The organism is Fibrella aestuarina BUZ 2 (assembly GCF_000331105.1).
In the GTDB taxonomy this organism is placed as follows: domain Bacteria; phylum Bacteroidota; class Bacteroidia; order Cytophagales; family Spirosomataceae; genus Fibrella; species Fibrella aestuarina.
The window spans coordinates 2,551,924-2,569,637 of the sequence record NC_020054.1 but is presented as its reverse complement, the minus strand read 5'-3'; the positions used below and the strand labels follow the sequence as shown (position 1 = coordinate 2,569,637).

At 57.6% G+C, this 17,714-nt stretch carries 9 protein-coding genes; 8 read left to right on the top strand and 1 reads right to left on the bottom strand.

The window, feature by feature from the left end; genetic code table 11:
- Positions 1-825 precede the first annotated feature (825 nt).
- The 3 genes from FAES_RS10490 to FAES_RS10480 all read left to right on the top strand — a co-directional run bounded on the left by FAES_RS10490 (position 826) and on the right by FAES_RS10480 (position 8,985).
- Positions 826-3,984, top strand: coding sequence for a SusC/RagA family TonB-linked outer membrane protein (locus FAES_RS10490; RefSeq protein WP_229364456.1), 3,159 nt, complete (start codon positions 826-828; stop codon positions 3,982-3,984).
- A gap of 21 nt (positions 3,985-4,005) precedes the next feature.
- Entirely contained in the window at positions 4,006-5,559 is a 1,554-nt protein-coding gene (locus tag FAES_RS10485; RefSeq protein ID WP_015331184.1) for a SusD/RagB family nutrient-binding outer membrane lipoprotein, read from the top strand.
- Positions 5,560-5,631: 72 nt separating this feature from the next.
- Positions 5,632-8,985: a VCBS repeat-containing protein gene (locus tag FAES_RS10480; protein ID WP_015331183.1), complete on the top strand. Its 3,354-nt coding sequence runs from the start codon at positions 5,632-5,634 to the stop codon at positions 8,983-8,985.
- A 39-nt stretch (positions 8,986-9,024) separates the two neighbouring features.
- Here the strand turns inward: FAES_RS10480 and FAES_RS10475 are convergent, their stop codons facing one another.
- Positions 9,025-10,035, bottom strand: a complete 1,011-nt coding sequence (locus FAES_RS10475) for a LacI family DNA-binding transcriptional regulator (RefSeq protein WP_015331182.1) — start codon at positions 10,033-10,035, stop codon at positions 9,025-9,027.
- A gap of 403 nt (positions 10,036-10,438) precedes the next feature.
- Between FAES_RS10475 and FAES_RS10470 the strand changes: the two genes are divergently transcribed.
- The 5 genes from FAES_RS10470 to FAES_RS10450 all read left to right on the top strand — a co-directional run bounded on the left by FAES_RS10470 (position 10,439) and on the right by FAES_RS10450 (position 17,517).
- Positions 10,439-12,481: a beta-N-acetylhexosaminidase gene (locus FAES_RS10470; protein ID WP_015331181.1), complete on the top strand. Its 2,043-nt coding sequence runs from the start codon at positions 10,439-10,441 to the stop codon at positions 12,479-12,481.
- A 293-nt stretch (positions 12,482-12,774) separates the two neighbouring features.
- Positions 12,775-15,234 carry an outer membrane beta-barrel protein gene (locus tag FAES_RS10465; protein WP_015331180.1) on the top strand — a complete coding sequence of 820 codons (2,460 nt, stop codon included), beginning with the start codon at positions 12,775-12,777 and terminating at the stop codon, positions 15,232-15,234.
- A 26-nt stretch (positions 15,235-15,260) separates the two neighbouring features.
- On the top strand, positions 15,261-15,611 hold the full coding sequence (locus tag FAES_RS10460) for a hypothetical protein (RefSeq protein ID WP_148289337.1): 351 nt from the start codon (positions 15,261-15,263) through the stop codon (positions 15,609-15,611).
- A 21-nt stretch (positions 15,612-15,632) separates the two neighbouring features.
- A complete protein-coding gene (locus tag FAES_RS10455) occupies positions 15,633-16,235 on the top strand; it encodes a hypothetical protein (protein WP_015331178.1) in 603 nt (200 codons plus the stop codon).
- A gap of 61 nt (positions 16,236-16,296) precedes the next feature.
- Positions 16,297-17,517: a helix-turn-helix domain-containing protein gene (locus FAES_RS10450; protein ID WP_015331177.1), complete on the top strand. Its 1,221-nt coding sequence runs from the start codon at positions 16,297-16,299 to the stop codon at positions 17,515-17,517.
- The last annotated feature ends 197 nt before the right edge of the window (positions 17,518-17,714 follow it).

The following is a 17,714-nucleotide window of genomic DNA, read 5'->3' as shown; positions in this document are numbered from 1 at the left end:
TGCACCGATGCCGCTAACTCAGAAAACGAGGCGGGCAAGCGTAGAAAATACGCCTGAAAATCCTGGCATTTGCTAGGCAATAACGATACCGATTAGCAATTAGGTTTATGCAATTAGGCAAAGCGCCGCTCCGATGAGTGGCGTTTTCTTTTTACCGCTACCTGCGCTTATCCCTTTATTTCATCGGCCGTGCGACGAAGTGAATTATACCAACCAATGACCTTCGTCAACCTCGTCTGAAGCTGCTAAGCTCGTCGCAGCCTATCGCCGTGCTAAAAAGTCATTTTTCTTAAGCTTTATACAATCGTTTGCACAAACTTATGCAAACGATTGTGCAACATAATTAAGGCTATTTTAACGTCTGACCCTGCACGATACAACGCACTAATCGCCTTACTTTCAATAACTTTCATCGGGTTTTAAACGAAACACAACGCGCTGATTTAGTTCAAAAACCCGCGTATCATTCAGCACTAATACGTGCGCAGGCTAACTGGTGGAAGGGCACTCCGACAGGTTTCAGGAAACGGCCGAAAAAGGCGTTCACAAGCGACCAAAAAAATATGATGCCGTATACGGCACTCCTGCTGAAACCAACGTCTTGGTGCCGTACACAGCTCAGTTGCTTTCTGGCGAATTGGCCAGGTGCTATAACCCAAAAATATGCCTGACAATCCGATTTATTATAGTCCCTGATTCGCGCCTTTTCAAGCGATAGAAACGCTCACCCAAACCCGCTACTTTTCCGCTTAACCCACACCCTTTTCTGAATCTCTTCACCCATTTTACTCGCACTTTTTTATGACAAGATGCTTACTCTGCTGTATGTTACTGGTAGCTGCCTTTGCGGGCCCGTCCTGGGCTCAGAACAGGCAACTGACCGGCGTTGTACTCAATGATCAGTCGCAGGCCATTGCCGGCACCAACGTACTCATCAAAGGCACCTCACGCGGCACCAGCACCGACGCCAATGGCCAATTCAGGTTGAGCCTTCCTGATGACAATGCGGTGTTAACGGTGTCTTCCGTTGGCTACATTGCTAAAGACGTACCCCTCTCCGCCGGGCAGACGCAGGTGACCATCACGCTGGTAGCCGATGACCGGCAGTTGGAAGAGGTTGTGGTGACGGCCCTGGGTATCAAGCGGGAAGCCAAAGCCTTGAGCTACGCCACCCAGACGATCAGACCGGGTCAGATCAACGAGGTGCGCGATGCCAACGTGCTGAACACCTTACAGGGAAAAATCGCCGGTGCTTACATTACCCAGGGGTCGGGCGGGCCTGGCACCGGCTCCCGCATTGTGCTGCGCGGCAACCGGTCTATTCAGGGCACCAACAATGCCCTGATGGTGGTGGATGGTGTTCCCATTAACAACGACACCTACGGGCAGGTAACCAGCGACTTCGGGAGCGTGGCCAATGCCGATGGGGCCTCCAACATCAACCCCGACGACATCGAGAACATAACGGTGCTGCGGGGTGCCTCGGCCGCCGCCTTATACGGCAGTCAGGCCGCCAACGGGGTCATCCTGATCACCACCAAACGGGGTAAGGCGGGCCGGGTTTCTGTCGACATCAATTCCGGCGTGGCGGTGGATAAGCCGTTTGCGCTGCCCACTGTGCAGAACACCTACGGGCAGGGCGTTGGCGGCGTGCTGAACCCCGAGAAAGGCGATAGCTGGGGGGCCGCGATGACCGGACAATCGTACAAGAATTACCTGGATAAGCAGGATACGTATTCGGCACAGCCCAACAACATCCGCGATTTCTTCCGCACGGCTGTCAGCCTCAACAACTCGATTGGCATCACGGGCGGCACCGAGCGTTCGCAGACGTACCTGTCGTATACCAACAACTCCTTGCAGGGGACTGTCCCCAACAACGACCTGACCCGGCATACCATCAACCTGCGGCTGTCGAACCAGATCAGTTCAAAACTGTCGACGGATGCCAAGGTGACGTACATCAACCAGTCAGTGCTGAACAAGCCGCGCACGGGGGAAGAAAACTCACCGGTGATCGACCTGTATCAGATTCCACGTAACGTGAATCTGGCAAATGCGCAGACCTACGCGACGACCAATAACGTCGGGCAGACCGTTCCGACCGCCTGGCCTTCAACGCTGAATTCGATTTATCAGAACCCCTACTGGATGGTCAACCAGACGGCCATCAACCAGTACCGGGATCGGGTGATGGGGTTTGTGTCGGCCAAATACCAGCTACTGGATTTCCTCAGCATTCAGGGCCGCGCCAACCTCGACAAGTATTTCGACAAGAACGAGCAGAGCTACTCGCAGGGCACGATCCTGTGGGCGAGCCAGCCGGGAGGCTATTTCAACCGCAACAACATCGTCACTACGCAAACCTGGTACGATCTGCTGATCGAAGGCAAAAACCGATTTGGGGCCGACCTCACCCTCGACTATCAGGCGGGTGGTATCATCCAGGACAGCCGCTACCAGTCGACGAACGCGATTGCCAATGGCCTGAACCTGCCCAACCGGTTTAACCTGAACTTCGGCACCAACCAGACGCTCGGCGATGACTTCTCGCGTTCGCAGACCCAGTCGTTGTTCGGATCAGCCTCATTGGCCTGGCGCGATGCCATTTTCCTGAATGCCAGCCTGCGCAACGACTGGACCTCGACACTGCCCGCCCCCTACTCGTTCCAATACCCTTCCGTGGGGGCATCGGTGGTGCTCTCCGACCTGCTGAAGATGAGCGGACCCGTGTCGTTTCTGAAACTGAACGCCTCGTATGCGCAGGTTGGTAACGGTGCCAGCCCGTATCTGCTGCAGACCAACTATTCCTACAGCCAGGGGGCGGGCAACGGCTTCATCAGCCGCGACGGTACCCAGGCCATCGGGAATCTGAAGCCCGAAATCACCAGGAGCATAGAACTGGGGGTCGATGTGCGCTTCCTGAGCAACCGACTGGGCGCCACGATTACGGCCTATAAAACCAACTCCATCAACCAATTGCTCAAGCTGGGTCTGGCGCCAGCATCGGGCTTCAGCAACCAGTACATCAACGCGGGCGACATCCGCAACATGGGCCTTGAAGTGGTCATCAACGGCACGGCCATCAAGACCGATCGGTTCGGGTGGGATGTGGCGTTCAACTTCGGCATGAACCGGAACAAAATTCTGAGTCTGGCGCCCGACGTCAAGCAGGCCTTCCTGGCGGGGGGCTATGGCCGGGCGGCCTCTCCGGTGGTGGCAGAAGGCGGTTCCTACGGCGATATGCTGTCGTATCGTTGGCAGCGCGATCCGTCGACAGGGCAGTTTCTGATCGCTTCACAATCGACCTCCACCAACGTAACCGAGGCGTCGGTTGTGTCGACGGGACTGCCCGTTGCCACCAAAAACCAGGAATACATCGGCAATTTTAACCCGAAAGCGATCCTGGGGCTGACCAATACGTTTACGTTCGGCCCCCTCTCTGTGCGCTTGCTGATCGACGGACGGGTAGGTGGCATTGCCGTGTCGGGTACCGAAATGAACCTGGCTTTCAGTGGCATACCGGAGGCTACGGCCATCAACCGGGCAGGCAATTGGGTGTTGCCGGGCATTACGGCGGGGGTATCCGGGGCCGATGGATCAACGCTGATCGGTGCTGGCAAGACCAATGCAACGGCCATCAACGCCGAGAAGTTCTGGCAGACCGTGTCGGGGAAACGCTACGGCTGGGGCGAGTTTTTCGCCTACGATGCGACCAACTTCCGCGTGCGTGAGTTGTCAATCGGCTACCGGATTCCGGTCCCCTCAAGCTTATTCATCAAATCGGCGCAACTGTCGTTCGTAGCGCGCAACCTGTTCTGGTTATACCGCGGCAAATCCCTTCTGGATATTCCCGGCGTTGGCAAACGCACCATGTGGTTTGACCCCGACGTCAACATGGGCAACGGCAACTTCCAGGGAGTTGAATACGGCACCCTGCCTTCCAACCGCAGCCTGGGCGCGAACCTGAAACTTTCCTTCTAATCCGACATCTCTTTCGCTTTTATGGCCTTGTATCAAACAATCGTTTTACGAACGCTGGCAGGAAGCTGCCTCGCCACATCGCTCTGGCTGGCAGCAGGTTGCACGGATAAGTTTGACCAGATCAACACCAACCAGACCAAAATCACGGTCATTGGTAAATCCGAGATTCCGTACCTGTTCTCCAAAGCGCAGTCAGCCGCGCCGCTGAGCCAATGGACCTACCAGGTTGGGCAGAACCTGTTTTCCGATCAGTACGCCCAGTATTTCGCCTGCGTCGCCACGTATTTCCCCTCCGATCGGTTCGTGATTCGGATGGACTGGCTTCAGGGGCCCTGGACCCAACAATACACGGAAGTCGTGCCGCAGTTGAAAACAATCATGAGCAGCACCGACCCCAGCTCGGCCGAATACGCGCTGGCCAGTATCTGGTGGGTGTATTCGTTTCACCGCTGGACAGACTACATCGGCCCTATCCCGTATTTCAAAGCGGGTGAGCCCGCCACGGCGGTCGCCTACGACGCGCAGGATAAAATCTACGACGACTTCTTTAAGCGACTGGCTGCCGCCACGGCGGTCCTGAAAGGCAAAGTCTCTGAAACGCCCTACGGCAACTACGATTTGGTCTACAAAGGCGATGTCAACAAATGGATCATGTTTGCCAACACCCTCCGGCTCCGGCTGGCGCTCCGCATCTCCAAAGCGGACCCCGCCCGCGCCAAAGCCGAGGCTGAAGCCGCAGTGGCGGGCGGGGTGCTCACGAATAGCCCCACCGACGACGCGCTCGTTTCACGCAGCACCAAAGGCGACGACGGCAATGGTCTGTCGATCATGTCAGACTGGAACGAGTTTCGAATGAGCGCCGCCATGGAGTCGGTGCTGAAAGGTTACGACGACCCGCGCATAGGTACGTACTTTCTGCCCGCTGTCAAGACCAAGTCATACGAAGGCTTACGCAACGGCCTGACCTCGACGCAGTTGACCGACCCCGTCAACACCGCCGATTACAACTCGCACGTTGGCCAGCGCTGGACCTCGACCGGTCTGGAAACGCCGCAGAACGTCATGGCAACCGCCGAGTCGTACTTCCTGCGGGCCGAGGGCGCGCTGAACGGCTGGAACATGGGCGGCACGGCGAAGGATTTCTACAACAAGGGCATCGAGAACTCGATGAAGCAGTGGGGCGTAACGGATGCGGCGGCGATCACGGCCTATCAGAGCAGCACCAAAACGCCCGTGGCTCCGAACGACTACCTGAAATCGGCACCGTTGAGCAACATACCCGTCGCCTGGGGCAGCACCGAGGCTATTCAGCGGGAGCAGATCGGCACCCAGAAATGGCTGGCGCTCTTCCCCGACGGGTTTGAAGGCTGGGCCGAATACCGCCGGACGCGCTACCCCAAACTGTATCCGGTCGTCAACTCCGACAATCCAGACATTCCGGCCGGGGGCGTCTTGCGCCGGATTCCGATTCTGCTCATCGAGCAGCAGACCAACACCGCCGAAGCTACCAAAGGGGCAGCATTGCTGAACGGCCCCGACAAAGTGACGACGCCCCTTTGGTGGGATAAGAACTAACGAAGGGTATCTTGCTAAACAGGTCGCGGCAGCGGACGATGCATCGTCCGCTGCCGACTTTTTACGAATGGTATGAAGACATTCCTATGCCTGGTCGCGGCGGCCCTGTTGGTGTCGGCCTGCACGCACGACGATACCGTTTTCGAGAAGCTACCGTCGTCTCAGACCAGGGTTACATTCACGAATGCGCTTGAGGAAGCGCCGGATTTCAACGTGCTGAAATATGGCTATTTCTACAACGGCGGCGGCGTGGCAGCGGGCGACTTTAACAACGATGGCCTGACCGACCTGTACTTTACCGGTAACCTGAACCCCAACAGGCTGTACCTGAACCAAACCGAGCCGGGGTCGGGGGCGATCACGTTCGAAGATATCACCGACAAAGCCGGGGTAGCCGCCGCCGACGGGTGGAATACGGGCGTCTCGGTGGTGGACATCAACGCCGATGGCTGGCTCGACCTGTACGTTTGCCGGTCGGCGGCCACCGACGCCAGGCTCCGCCGCAACCTGCTCTTTATCAACAACAAAACCACGCCGGGTGGCTCCCCGACGTTTACGGAGAAAGCAGCCGAATACGGCCTTGCCGATCCGGCTTATTCAACCCAGGCCGCCTTTTTCGATTACGACCGCGATGGTGACCTCGACTGTTTTCTGCTGAACCATTCCGTGCAGGAATACGCCGGATTCAGTCGGCTGATCGGCCAGTATAAGCAGCAGACCAACCCCAACTATACGAGTAAACTCTACCAGAACCAACAAGGAAAATTTGTCGATGTGTCGGCGGCGGCGGGCCTGGTCGCCAACGTGCTGAGTTTTGGCCTCGCCGTGGCGGCTACGGACGTCAACAACGACGGGTGGCTCGACCTGTACGTGTCGAACGACTACAACGAAAACGATTACCTGTACATCAACCAGCAGAACGGGACGTTTCGCGAAACCATCCGGTCGTCGATGGGCCACACGTCGCTTTACTCGATGGGGTCCGATGCCGCCGATATCAACAACGATGGGCGGGTCGACCTGCTGACGCTCGACATGCTCCCCGAACGGAACGAGCGCATCAAACTGACGGCCGGCGACGACAATTACGACAAATACGCGCAGTTGCTTCGGGCGGGGTTTCACCACCAGACCATGCGCAATATGCTGCAACTGAACGTCGGGCAGGAAGCCAGCACCACCGCGCCCGTGGGTACGTCGGCAGCAGCGGCCATTCCGGTATTCTCGGAAATCGGGCAGTTGGCGGGCATTTCCAATACCGACTGGAGTTGGGCCGGGCTTTTTGCCGACTTCGACAACGACGGCTGGAAAGACCTGTTCGTGACCAACGGCTACGCCCGCGACTACACGAACATGGAATTCCTGAAGTTTACGATGGACGAGCAACTCAAAGCGCGCCAGACCGGCGCTCGGGCCGATCCGATGGCGGTCATTGCCCAGATGCCGAGCATCAATGAACCCAATTACATCTTCCGCAACACGGGCCAACTGACGTTTACGAACGAAACCACCGCCTGGGGCCTGAACGAGCTTACCCAGTCGAACGGCGCGCTCTACGCCGACCTCGACAACGACGGCGACCTGGACCTGGTGGTGAACAATGTCAACGCAGAGGCGGGTATTTACGAAAACCACACGGACAAACTGAGCCAGCACCACACCCTCACGATCCACCTGAAAAGCCCCAATCCTGCCCAACTGATGGGCGCGCGGGTGAGCGTGTGGGCGGGGCAGCGCCAGCAGTTGCAGGAGTTTATGCCGGTGCGGGGGTTTCAGTCGGCGATGTACGGCCCGCTCCTGTTCGGTCTGGGCAAGGCAGCGCGGGTCGACTCGATTCACGTGCGCTGGGCCGATGGCCGAAGCCAGCGTATCGGGCCTCAGCCAGCCGGGTCACTCACGATCCGATACGTACCCACGGCCAGCGAGCAGCCGGTAAGCGCCTCAGCCCCTTACTGGCAACGGGCAACGGGGCTGAACGTGGTGAGTCGGGAAGATACGGTCAACGACTTCAAGAATCAGCCGCTACTCCCCTATATGCTCTCGGCCACAGGCCCCCATTTTGCCGTGGGCGACCTGAACGGCGACGGGCAGGCGGATGTTTGGGTGGGTGGTAGCCGGGGGCGGGGCGGCCAAACGCTGCTCCAGCGCAACGGCCAGTTTTCGCCGCTTGCTCAGCCCGCTTTGCTAAACGACCGAAGTTACGAAGATGCCGGTGCCGCTTGGTTCGATGCCGACGGCGACCGGGACCTCGACCTGGTGGTAGCCAGCGCCGGTTATGAACTGACCGCCACCGACCTACGCCTGCAAACGCGCCTGTACCGCAACGACGGCACGGGGCGGCTTACGAGAGCAACGGATTTCCCCGATGTGCGGGTCAGTGCTTCCTGCGTGCGGGCGGCCGACATCGACGCCGACGGGGATCAGGATTTGTTCATTGGCGCGCGCGTTGTGCCCGGTCGCTACCCCGACCGACCCACCAGCCACCTGCTGCTCAACGACGGCCACGGCCACTTCTCGGACGTACCCGGCAGCCAGCCAGTACTGACCACCGTTGGGATGGTTACCGACGCCGTTTTTGCCGACCTGACTGGCGATAACCGCCCCGAACTGATACTGACAACGGATTTCGGGGCAGTGCAGGCTTTTCGCTTCGTGGGCAACACACTGCAACCCATGGGCGGTATCCCCGGCACCACCGGCTGCTGGAACCGACTGCTTGTGCAGGATCTGGACGGCGATCAGGACCTGGACATCGTTGCGGCAAACGCGGGACTGAACAGCCAGTTGAGCGCTTCGGCGACGTACCCGTTGCGGTTGTACGGCATCAACACGGCGGCGGGGACGGTGTTACCCATTCTGGCCGACTACGAAACCACGGGCAACGCAGCGGCCAATCTGTATCCGTTCAACGCCCGCGACGAAATGCTCGATCAGGTCGTGACGCTCCGAAAGAAATTTACTGATTATACGTCCTACGCCAAAGCCACCGTTGCCGACCTGTTCAGCCCCGCCGAACTGAAGCAGGCGCACCAACTCGACGCCGCGCAGTTGCAGACCGTGCTTTTCCTGAACGATGGCAGTTCAAAGGCCCCGCGTTTTCGGGTTCAGCCCTTGCCAATCGAGGCGCAGATGACCCCGGTATACGCCATGGCCACGGCCGATGTCGACCGCGATGGCCTGCCTGACCTTATCCTGGGTGGCAACCGGACGTATAACCGCGTTCGGATCGGCAAAAGCGACGCCAACCGGGGGCAGTTGTTTATCAACCGGGGGAAAGGCCAGTTCAGGTACGTACCCATGGCCCAGGCGGGGCTGCTGTGGGACGGCGACATTCGGGACATGGTCACGCTGCTGGTTGCCAACCACACCACCTTGCTGGTCGGTGGAATTGACCAGCCCGTTCGCACGTTCCGGCTGAACAGATGACGGAGCGCCCGCTTTTGCTGACGTACACTAGCCTCACGTCTACCGAATCACCAGCTTCGGTTCCAGCGTCACGCACGCAAACGGATCCGTGGTGTGGTCTTCCTTGAGCGCCATCAGGTTCAGCAGAATGTCAACCGCTTCGTGCCCGATCTGGTAAGGATGCTGCTCAACGGAGGCAAGCGGTGATTGATCCATGTAGGCCGTCAGCGGCAGGTTTGCGAAGCTGACGAAGGCAATCTCCTCATTGACGCGCAACCCCTGTTTCCGGGTGGCCTGCATGGCATCCAGCGCCACGTAATCGTTGAAGGTCAGTACGGCATCCGGCCGGTGCTCCAGGTTGATGAGCTGCCCCATTTTCTGGAACGTGTCGTCGGTCGTCAAATCGACCCGTTTGATGAGGGCATTTTCAACGGGCAGCTTTTCGTCGATGAGCGCTTTCACGTAGCCCCGGTACCGATCTTCACTGGCTACCAGTTGATAGGGGCCGTTGAGCAGCGCGATGCGTCGAAAACCCCGGCCAGCCAGCCATTTGGTAGCCTCGTAAGCCCCTTTTTCAATGTCGCACGACACCTGATGCGTGTTGATCCCCGGCGCAATGCGGTCAAACAGAACCGTTGGCACGCCCCGGTCGATCAGGTCCTGAATGTGCACAAACTGCTGCGATTCCTTCGCCACCGAGAGCATCACCCCGTCGACCTGATTGCGCGTCAGCCTGGACAGAATCTGCTTTTCCCGCTCATACGAATCGTGCGACTGGTACAGGGCGACGCTGTAATGATGCAGAAAGGCCAGTTCCTCCACCCCATTCACGGTTTCCGAGAAAAAGCTTTCCCGGATCTCCGGCAGCACCATGGCAAAAACCCCGGTCCGGCCACTGCGCAGGTTGCGGGCCGTCTGGCTGGGTGTATAGCGTAACTGAGTCGCCAATTCCTGGACCGCATCACGGGTTTTCTGACTAATCCGGGGATTATCCTGGAGGGCCCGCGAGACCGTAGAGGGTGAGATTCTCAATTGACGGGCAATCGCTTTTATCGTAACGGCTTCTTTCATCAACGGTCAACAGTCAATACAAAAAACAGGGCTGATCGATCGGGCCACGCGCCGTCAGGTACCCGATTAACGAAGCGGTGGTACGTTTCAGCACGCACCGCTTGCTAACCCAGCTTGACGTAGGCGGTCCCGGTCACGGTGCGAGCCGTGTTTGATCGTCAGGTAGCGTCAACCCAAAAAGATTGGGTTTAGACAAACGTTTGTTCAGCCTTGTACAAACGTTTGCGCACTTCTACTCCTGTCAATATACCTGTTTTGTCCTTATTTCCCTCTTTCTGAAGCTATCCTATGTCACTACATTTAAACACTTGTCCTGAGGACGGGCGTAAAAAACAACCTTCCGCTTCAGGAATCCAGCAGCCGCACCCACTGAAATCGCCAACCAGGTAACCAGCAGAGCACCATGACAGGAAAGTGGCTTACTACGTTCTTACCCATACTTTTTCTCATCCAATCGGTCTATGCGCAGCAAGCCTCTATCGCCATTATCCCCAAACCCCTGCACGTAACAAACGGTCCCGGACGGTTCACCGTAGCGGCCAACACGACCATCTATGCCTCGAAGGGTGCCATGCCGGAAGCCTCTTTCCTTTTGGCTCTGCTTAAACAGTCAACCGGTTATCCGTTGCGCGCCGTCACTACCTCGTCAGGCAATGTCCAGACGGGCATCGCCCTGCTGCTGGTGACTAACGTCGCGGATACCACCAAAGGCGCGTACACCCTCGACGTAACGGCAAAAGCGGTGGTTGCCAGAGCGGCCGACAGAGCCGGTCTGTTCAACGCGATCCAGTCGATCCGGCAGTTGTTGCCAGCGGCCGTTGAGCACGAAACGCCCGTTACAAACGTGGCCTGGACCATACCGGAGCTGCACATCAGCGATCGGCCACAGTTTCAGTGGCGGGGCTACATGCAGGACGTCAGCCGGACTTTTTACAGCCTCGACGTACTGAAGAAGTACCTGGACATCATGGCGCTCTACAAAATGAACGTCTTCCACCTGCACCTGACCGACGATCAGGGGTGGCGGATTCAGCTAAAAAATCATCCCGAACTAACCTCGAAAAAAACGACCGTTTTTGGCGAGAGCAGCCAGCAGCCAGCCGAGCGAAGCGGCTACTACACCCAGGCCGACATACGCGAACTGATTGCCTATGCCGAGGCCCGGCACATTACCATTGTGCCTGAAATAGACGTACCTGGGCACTGCTGGCCGATCATTATCACCCACCCGGAGCTGGGCGTGAACCAGAGAACCCACCCCGACTACGTAATCTCCTTTATGGATTCGTACAGCTACTGGGGCGCGCAGTATACCCCCAATACGCTGGACCCGACGAAAGAAGCCGTTTATACGTTTCTGGATTCTATCTTCTCCGAAATCGCAGCCATTTTCCCCTCGACCTACATTCATTTTGGCGGCGATGAAGTGGTCCATAAATTATGGAAAAACGAACCGCACATTCAGGCGTTCATGAAGGCGCACGGCATGGCCGACGTAAAGGCCCTACAAAGCTATTTTGTCAGTCGGGTGAGCGGCATCATTGCCAAAAAGGGCAAACGGCCAATTGGCTGGAACGACATCCTCGCCGACGCCGGCCATCTGCCCAAGAATACGGCGATCATGTCGTGGCTGGGAGCCGACGCCGTTCGGGAGGCCGCCAAATATAAATTCTATACGGTGGCCTGCCCCACCGGGCCACTCTACTTCGACATCGCGCAAAAAGACCGCAGCGACGGAACCATGGCCGATTTGAACTATGGCGAGGCCAACACCTTGGAGCAGGTATACGCGTACCAGCCGTTGGCGGACCTGAGCGAACACGAAAAGAAATACGTGTTGGGCATTCAGGCCAATATGTGGCCCGCCGTGCCGCAGGAAGTGAAAGACGTAAACGTTCAGAATTTCCCCCGCTTACTGGCGGCCTCAGAAATCGAATGGACGACCGGACAGGCTAAAAATCTGGCTGAATTCCTCACCCGGCTCAACGCGCACTACGCCCGATTAGACGCCCTGAACGTTGACTACTATAAGCCCGGCGGCTATATCGTTTCCACCTGGAATCCGTCTACGATCAGCACGACGTTTACGCCGATTCGCATCGACGTTACCAATAAAGTGTACGCCAATGGCCGGGCGCAGGCCGGGTTTTTCTTTACTGGCGGCGCCTCGTTTCTGAAAGTAAAAAATGTAAAACTGCTAGAAGATGGCGTCGAAATAGCGTCGGATAACCACGAATCGCTGGCCGATAAATTCAGGGGTACGCCGTTCAAGAAAAATATGTTTTTCTACCTGTTGAACGTACCCAACTACAAACCCAAAGCCCGGTACGTCCTCCAGGCCGACATCGCCGGTGCAACAGGCACCGAATCGACTGGCAACATTACGTTCAATCTGAGCCCTTACAAGCCGTTTACGGCGGTCGAAGCACCCAATCCGGCCCGCTAACGTACCTGGGCAACCGCGACGGCCACGAAACATATACACTGACCATCAACGACTTTACTCAAAATACCGCCTACCACAGAGGGCTTCCTGAATAGAAGAGGTAAAGCAATGAGGCGTTTCCGGTATTCTTTCCTAACCGATAAATCGTATGCTTTTTCAGGAATAGCGGCATTTGCTCAAACGGCTCAAATCATACATTGAGCCGTCTCAAATTATCCTGAGTCGAAGCGTAGGGGTGTCAACCGCAACCTTTGAGCCATCAATCGCAAACGCCCCAACCGGGGACTTCGCTTATGGCTCGCTTCTGTCTACTCCTGTTCGGTTTTACGGTCACGCTGTCGGCATGGGGGCAAACGCCTTCGGGCACCCTCGTCGGTCTGGTACACGACACCCACCACCAGCCCGCCCCGTATGCCGCGCTGAAACTGCTCCGCGCCTCCGACTCGACCCTCGTCACGGGCACGGTCGCCGACCAGGCCGGGCGCTACCAGCTCAGCAACGTACCTGTGGGCCCGTACCGGCTGCGGGCCTCGCTGGTCGGCATGACCGAAACCAGCAGCCCAATCGTAACCGTATTGGCCAGCCAGACGACCGCGGTAGGTACGTTGCTACTGGGCAATGACGAGAAAACGCTGGACGCCGTGACCGTGCGGGCGCGCAAAGTGTACATCGAACAGCAGGCCGACAAGACCGTACTGAACGTAGCCACCAATGGCGCAGCTCAGAGCAAAACAGCTTACGAACTGCTTCAGCAGGCGCCCGGCGTGGTGATCGACCCCAACGATAACATCCGCATGGCGGGCAAACAGGGCGTCAACGTATTCATCGACGGCAAACCCACCAACCTCTCATCGGCCGACGTGGCCAACCTGCTGCGCGCTACCCCCGCCAGCAACATCGCTACGGTTGAGCTCATCACCAACCCGTCGGCCCGGTTCGATGCGCAGGGCGGGGCCGGGATCATCAACATCCGGTTCCGGCGCGACAAAAGCCTGGGGCTGAACGGTAACGCCTCCGCCAGCTACGGGCAGAGCGACCACCACCGGGCGCTCGCGACCCTCGACCTCAACTACCGGGCCCGCCACCTTAACCTCTACGGCAACACCAGCCTGAGCGACAATTACCAGATCACCAACGTGGCCTACGACCGGTCGGCAGCGGGCGCGGCGCTTAGTCAGCGGGGCTATGACCGCGACGGAACCAGGGCGATCGTCTACAAAGCCGGGGCTGACTATTTCATTGGGGCAAGCCACACCCTGGGGTTGGTTGTATCGGGCAATGCGGCAGCGAATCAGTTCGGCACCTATACCACTTCCAACCTGTTCAGCAACGGCGGTCGACTCGACACCACCCTCATCAACGGCATCGACAATCCAAGCTGGAACAAGCGGGTCAACGCTGCCTTGAATTACCATTTCGTTGATACCCTCGGCCACGATCTGAACATCGACGTCGACTACACCCGCTTCGGTAATGAATCGCCCAGCCTCATCGGCACCGATTACCGCACGGCCAGTGGGCAGCCGCTGTTGCGTCGGCAAAGTCGCTTCGATGCCAGCACCACCATCGGCATTCTTACGCTGAAAGGTGATTTCATCAACGAATGGAAAGCGCGTCGCCTCAAACTGGAAACGGGCCTGAAACACACCGATGTCTCGACCGACAACGACCTGCTGGCCTTTGTGGGTGGTACGCCCGAAGCACCCGAACGCCCCGACGCGACCCGCACCAACCGCTTTACCTACCGCGAACTTGTGAGTGCCGCTTATGCCTCACTAAACCACGCTATGGGCAAATGGACGGTACAGGCAGGGCTACGGGCCGAACATTCGACCGTGCGGGGCCGATCGACCGACCTGGCCGAGAACGTTGTGCCAAAGCCCGACACTACTTACCTGAACCTCTTCCCGACGGCCTTCGTGCAGTATCAGGCGAGCGATAAAAGCCAGTTTGGCCTAAACTACGGGCGGCGTATCGGTCGGCCCAGCTATCAGGACATGAACCCCTTCATCTACCAGGTCGACCCCTATACCAGCCAGCGGGGTAACCCCTACCTGCGCCCAACCTATACGCACAACCTGGAAGTGAGCTACACGTATAAATGGGCCACGACGCTCAAGCTCGCCTACAGCCTCACCGACGACTTCGCCACCGACGTGATCCGGCAGGAGGGCCTCGTCACCTACAGCACCGTGGCCAACGTGGGCACCGCCGACGCCCTGAACCTGTCGTTCAGTTCGCCGCTGCCCATTACCAAATGGTGGGACACCTACTTCTACGCCGGGGCTACCTGGACGCGCTTCCAGGGCAATGTTTTTCCGAACAATGACCCGGCAGGAGCATTCGACCGGCGGGCTTTTGCCTTCGAGGGGTACATGCAACACTCGTTTACGCTGTCGAAACTGATGTCGGCACAGGTGTCGGGCTTCTGGAATGCCCCGACCACCCAAACCCTTTACCGCAATGGCGGGCTGGGGGCGCTCAACCTGAGCCTGAGCCGCAAAGTAATGCACGAGCGAGGCAAAGTGTCGCTCACCGCCGACGACGTGCTCAACACCATGCGCTGGCGGCAGTCGGGTACGTTCAATGGCACACCCGGCCAGGTTGAACGCTTCGATCTGGCGCGCAAATGGGAGAGCCGCCGCCTTACGCTCCGGTTTAGCTATCGCTTCGGCAGCAACGACGTAAAAGCAGCCCGCGACCGCGAAACCGGCACCGATGCCAGCCGTATCAAAACCAAAGGAAACCTGTAAATCAACCCGATAAACAACCAATGCCCATGAAACCGATTCGCTTCGTCACGTACCTGCTGGTGTGGCTACTCGCGATCACCGCCTTCGCCCAGAGCAACCAAAAAGTAACGTTGCTCCTAAAAAACAACGGCTTGCTGCCCAGAGAATTTAAGTTTCTGGAGCGCCACCCCGACGACAAATACCCCAACGTCTTCACCACGTACCTGCTGCCTGGCCAGACCTACAAGGTGCAGCTAAAGGTGGGTACGTCGCTCGCCCAGGTCAACCAGGACGAGATTAATGCCAGCATGCGCGGGTCTGATGTAACGGGCAAGCCACTACTGCTTGTCAAAGCAACCGATGCCGACAAAACCATCAACCTGATTCAGAAACGTTAAGTCTAAGTCCCATACATCCCCATGAAAGCGATCCCCCTTCTGTATCTGGCCATTCAGCTGTGTACCACCTGCGTCGCCCAGACCATCCTCCCCGTCGACCGGGTATCTTTCCTGCTAAAAAACACGTTGAACTACAGCCGCATGTTTCGGGCCGAAGGACCCGGTATGGCCTATGGATTCACCATGGGGAAACATGCTACCACGCCCTGCAACTGGCCCGTTGGCTCGAAGCTTTATTTCAGTGAGGATGGCACCGTAAAGGGTCGACTAATTACGACCGTTACGGCGGCCGATGAAGGCAACACCATCCCAACCGACCAGTCAACGCCAGCGCAGTCCGCTACGTCGCTCCCATCCGTCACGTTTCGGCTGGCCAGCAAAAGTCTATTACCCCGCAAATTCACCCTGATCAGCTACGCACCAGGTGAGCCGGGCAACAGCACAACGGGGTTCATGCTGGCTCCGAAGGGAAGCCGTTCTTTCACCTTTCCGGTTGGTACGAAGTTGTATCTGGCCAACAGCGAACAGGTCGATGTCGTGATGAGCGGCAAGCGAATCGATGACGGGAAACCGTTCTGGATTGTAAAAAAAGACGATCAGGGCAAGGTGATTCATTGCAACTGACGCGCCGCTTGGCGTCTTTTACGCCTACAGGACCCGAGAGTCATAAAGCCACTCACCCTCCATGACCTTTTATTTTTCTGCTTACTCGACACCGCTCTTATTCGGCTTCATTCAGGGTTGGGTGTATGCAGTCCTGCTCTGGCTGAGGGGGTACCGCGAGGAGCGCCTGTCGGATAAACTGCTGGGCTGGGTATTGGTGGCTCTATGCTTCCAGATCTGGATTTACATGCTGGGGTTCGGGGGTATCGAGATCTTCTGGCAGCAACTCGATTTTTTCCCCCGCAACCTGACGTACCTGCTGCCGCCGCTCACTTATTTCTACCTCAAAAGCCAGTTCGATGCCTCGTTTCGGTTTCGGCGCCGCGATCTGGTCCATGCCCTGCCGTTTGCGATCAATCTGACTTATCACCTCATTGTGTTCGCGCAGGGGCCAGCGTTTGTGCGACAGTGGCAGCAGAACGTACACGACAACGGCATCGATGACCTGGAGTTTCTGACCAGCACCGGTCAGCAGTACCTCTACCTGTACTGGTCGTTTCAACTGTACCGAGCCTACCGCGCCTGGATCAAGACGCAGTTCTCCGAAACCGAATCGGTGAGTTTCCGGTGGTACCGTAACTTTTTGGTGGCCCTGTCGGTTTCGTTGACCTTCAGCGTGGTGATGACCCTCATCGACCTCTGGCTTAACCTGTCGTTCTGGCAAGACTGGTGGGGTAATCTCGTTGACGTATTCCTGATTTATTACGTCAGCATCGAGGGGTATGCGCAGGTCCAAACCGCCCGGAAGCTCACCTTTCGGCCCGACAACGTACCCAGCCCGGATAGCCCCAGCCTTTCCCCCATTAGCCAGCCTCCTGTATTGGCCGAGCCCGTTAGCGCACCTGCTGGTGCCGAGCCGGTGAAACCCGCTCTGGCGGGGACAAGTCGGCCCGAAACGACGCTACCCGACTTATCTGAGCGCCTTAATGAACTGCTGGCCTATATGGACGCCGAAAAGCCTTACCTCGACCCCGACCTGGCCCTGCCCGATCTGGCCCGGCGGCTACACACCAACCCTGTGTTACTATCGCAGGTGATCAATGCAGGCTCCGGCAAGAATTTCAATGATTTTGTCAATGCCTACCGGGTCGATGAGTTCAAGCGGCAGGTTCGGGAGCCAGCCAATGCACACCTCAGTTTTCTGGGGCTGGCGCTCGACTGCGGGTTCAACTCTAAAGCCACTTTCAACCGGGCTTTCAAGAAGTTTACCGGCCTGTCGCCGAAGGAATTTGTGGGAGGCTAGTCAGCCCAATCCCCTAAATAAAAAGCCCGTCGGCGTTTGGGCTGACGGGCTTCTCTGATGCAGTTATGAGGTAAACGACCTATGGCCTGCAAAAGTTCGGCACTTGGAAGAATACGCCATAATTTTTCAGAAAAATTGACGATTCCGGCCTGACCCGGCAAAATAGGGGTTCTGAACCCCGCTGTGGCCAATATCGC

Coding starts and splice junctions, on each gene's coding strand:
- FAES_RS10490 (WP_229364456.1), top strand. CDS start 826: ATGTTACTGGTAGCTGCCTTTGCGGGCCCGTCCTGGGCTCAGAACAGG.
- FAES_RS10485 (WP_015331184.1), top strand. CDS start 4,006: ATGGCCTTGTATCAAACAATCGTTTTACGAACGCTGGCAGGAAGCTGC.
- FAES_RS10480 (WP_015331183.1), top strand. CDS start 5,632: ATGAAGACATTCCTATGCCTGGTCGCGGCGGCCCTGTTGGTGTCGGCC.
- FAES_RS10475 (WP_015331182.1), bottom strand. CDS start 10,035: ATGAAAGAAGCCGTTACGATAAAAGCGATTGCCCGTCAATTGAGAATC.
- FAES_RS10470 (WP_015331181.1), top strand. CDS start 10,439: ATGACAGGAAAGTGGCTTACTACGTTCTTACCCATACTTTTTCTCATC.
- FAES_RS10465 (WP_015331180.1), top strand. CDS start 12,775: ATGGCTCGCTTCTGTCTACTCCTGTTCGGTTTTACGGTCACGCTGTCG.
- FAES_RS10460 (WP_148289337.1), top strand. CDS start 15,261: ATGAAACCGATTCGCTTCGTCACGTACCTGCTGGTGTGGCTACTCGCG.
- FAES_RS10455 (WP_015331178.1), top strand. CDS start 15,633: ATGAAAGCGATCCCCCTTCTGTATCTGGCCATTCAGCTGTGTACCACC.
- FAES_RS10450 (WP_015331177.1), top strand. CDS start 16,297: ATGACCTTTTATTTTTCTGCTTACTCGACACCGCTCTTATTCGGCTTC.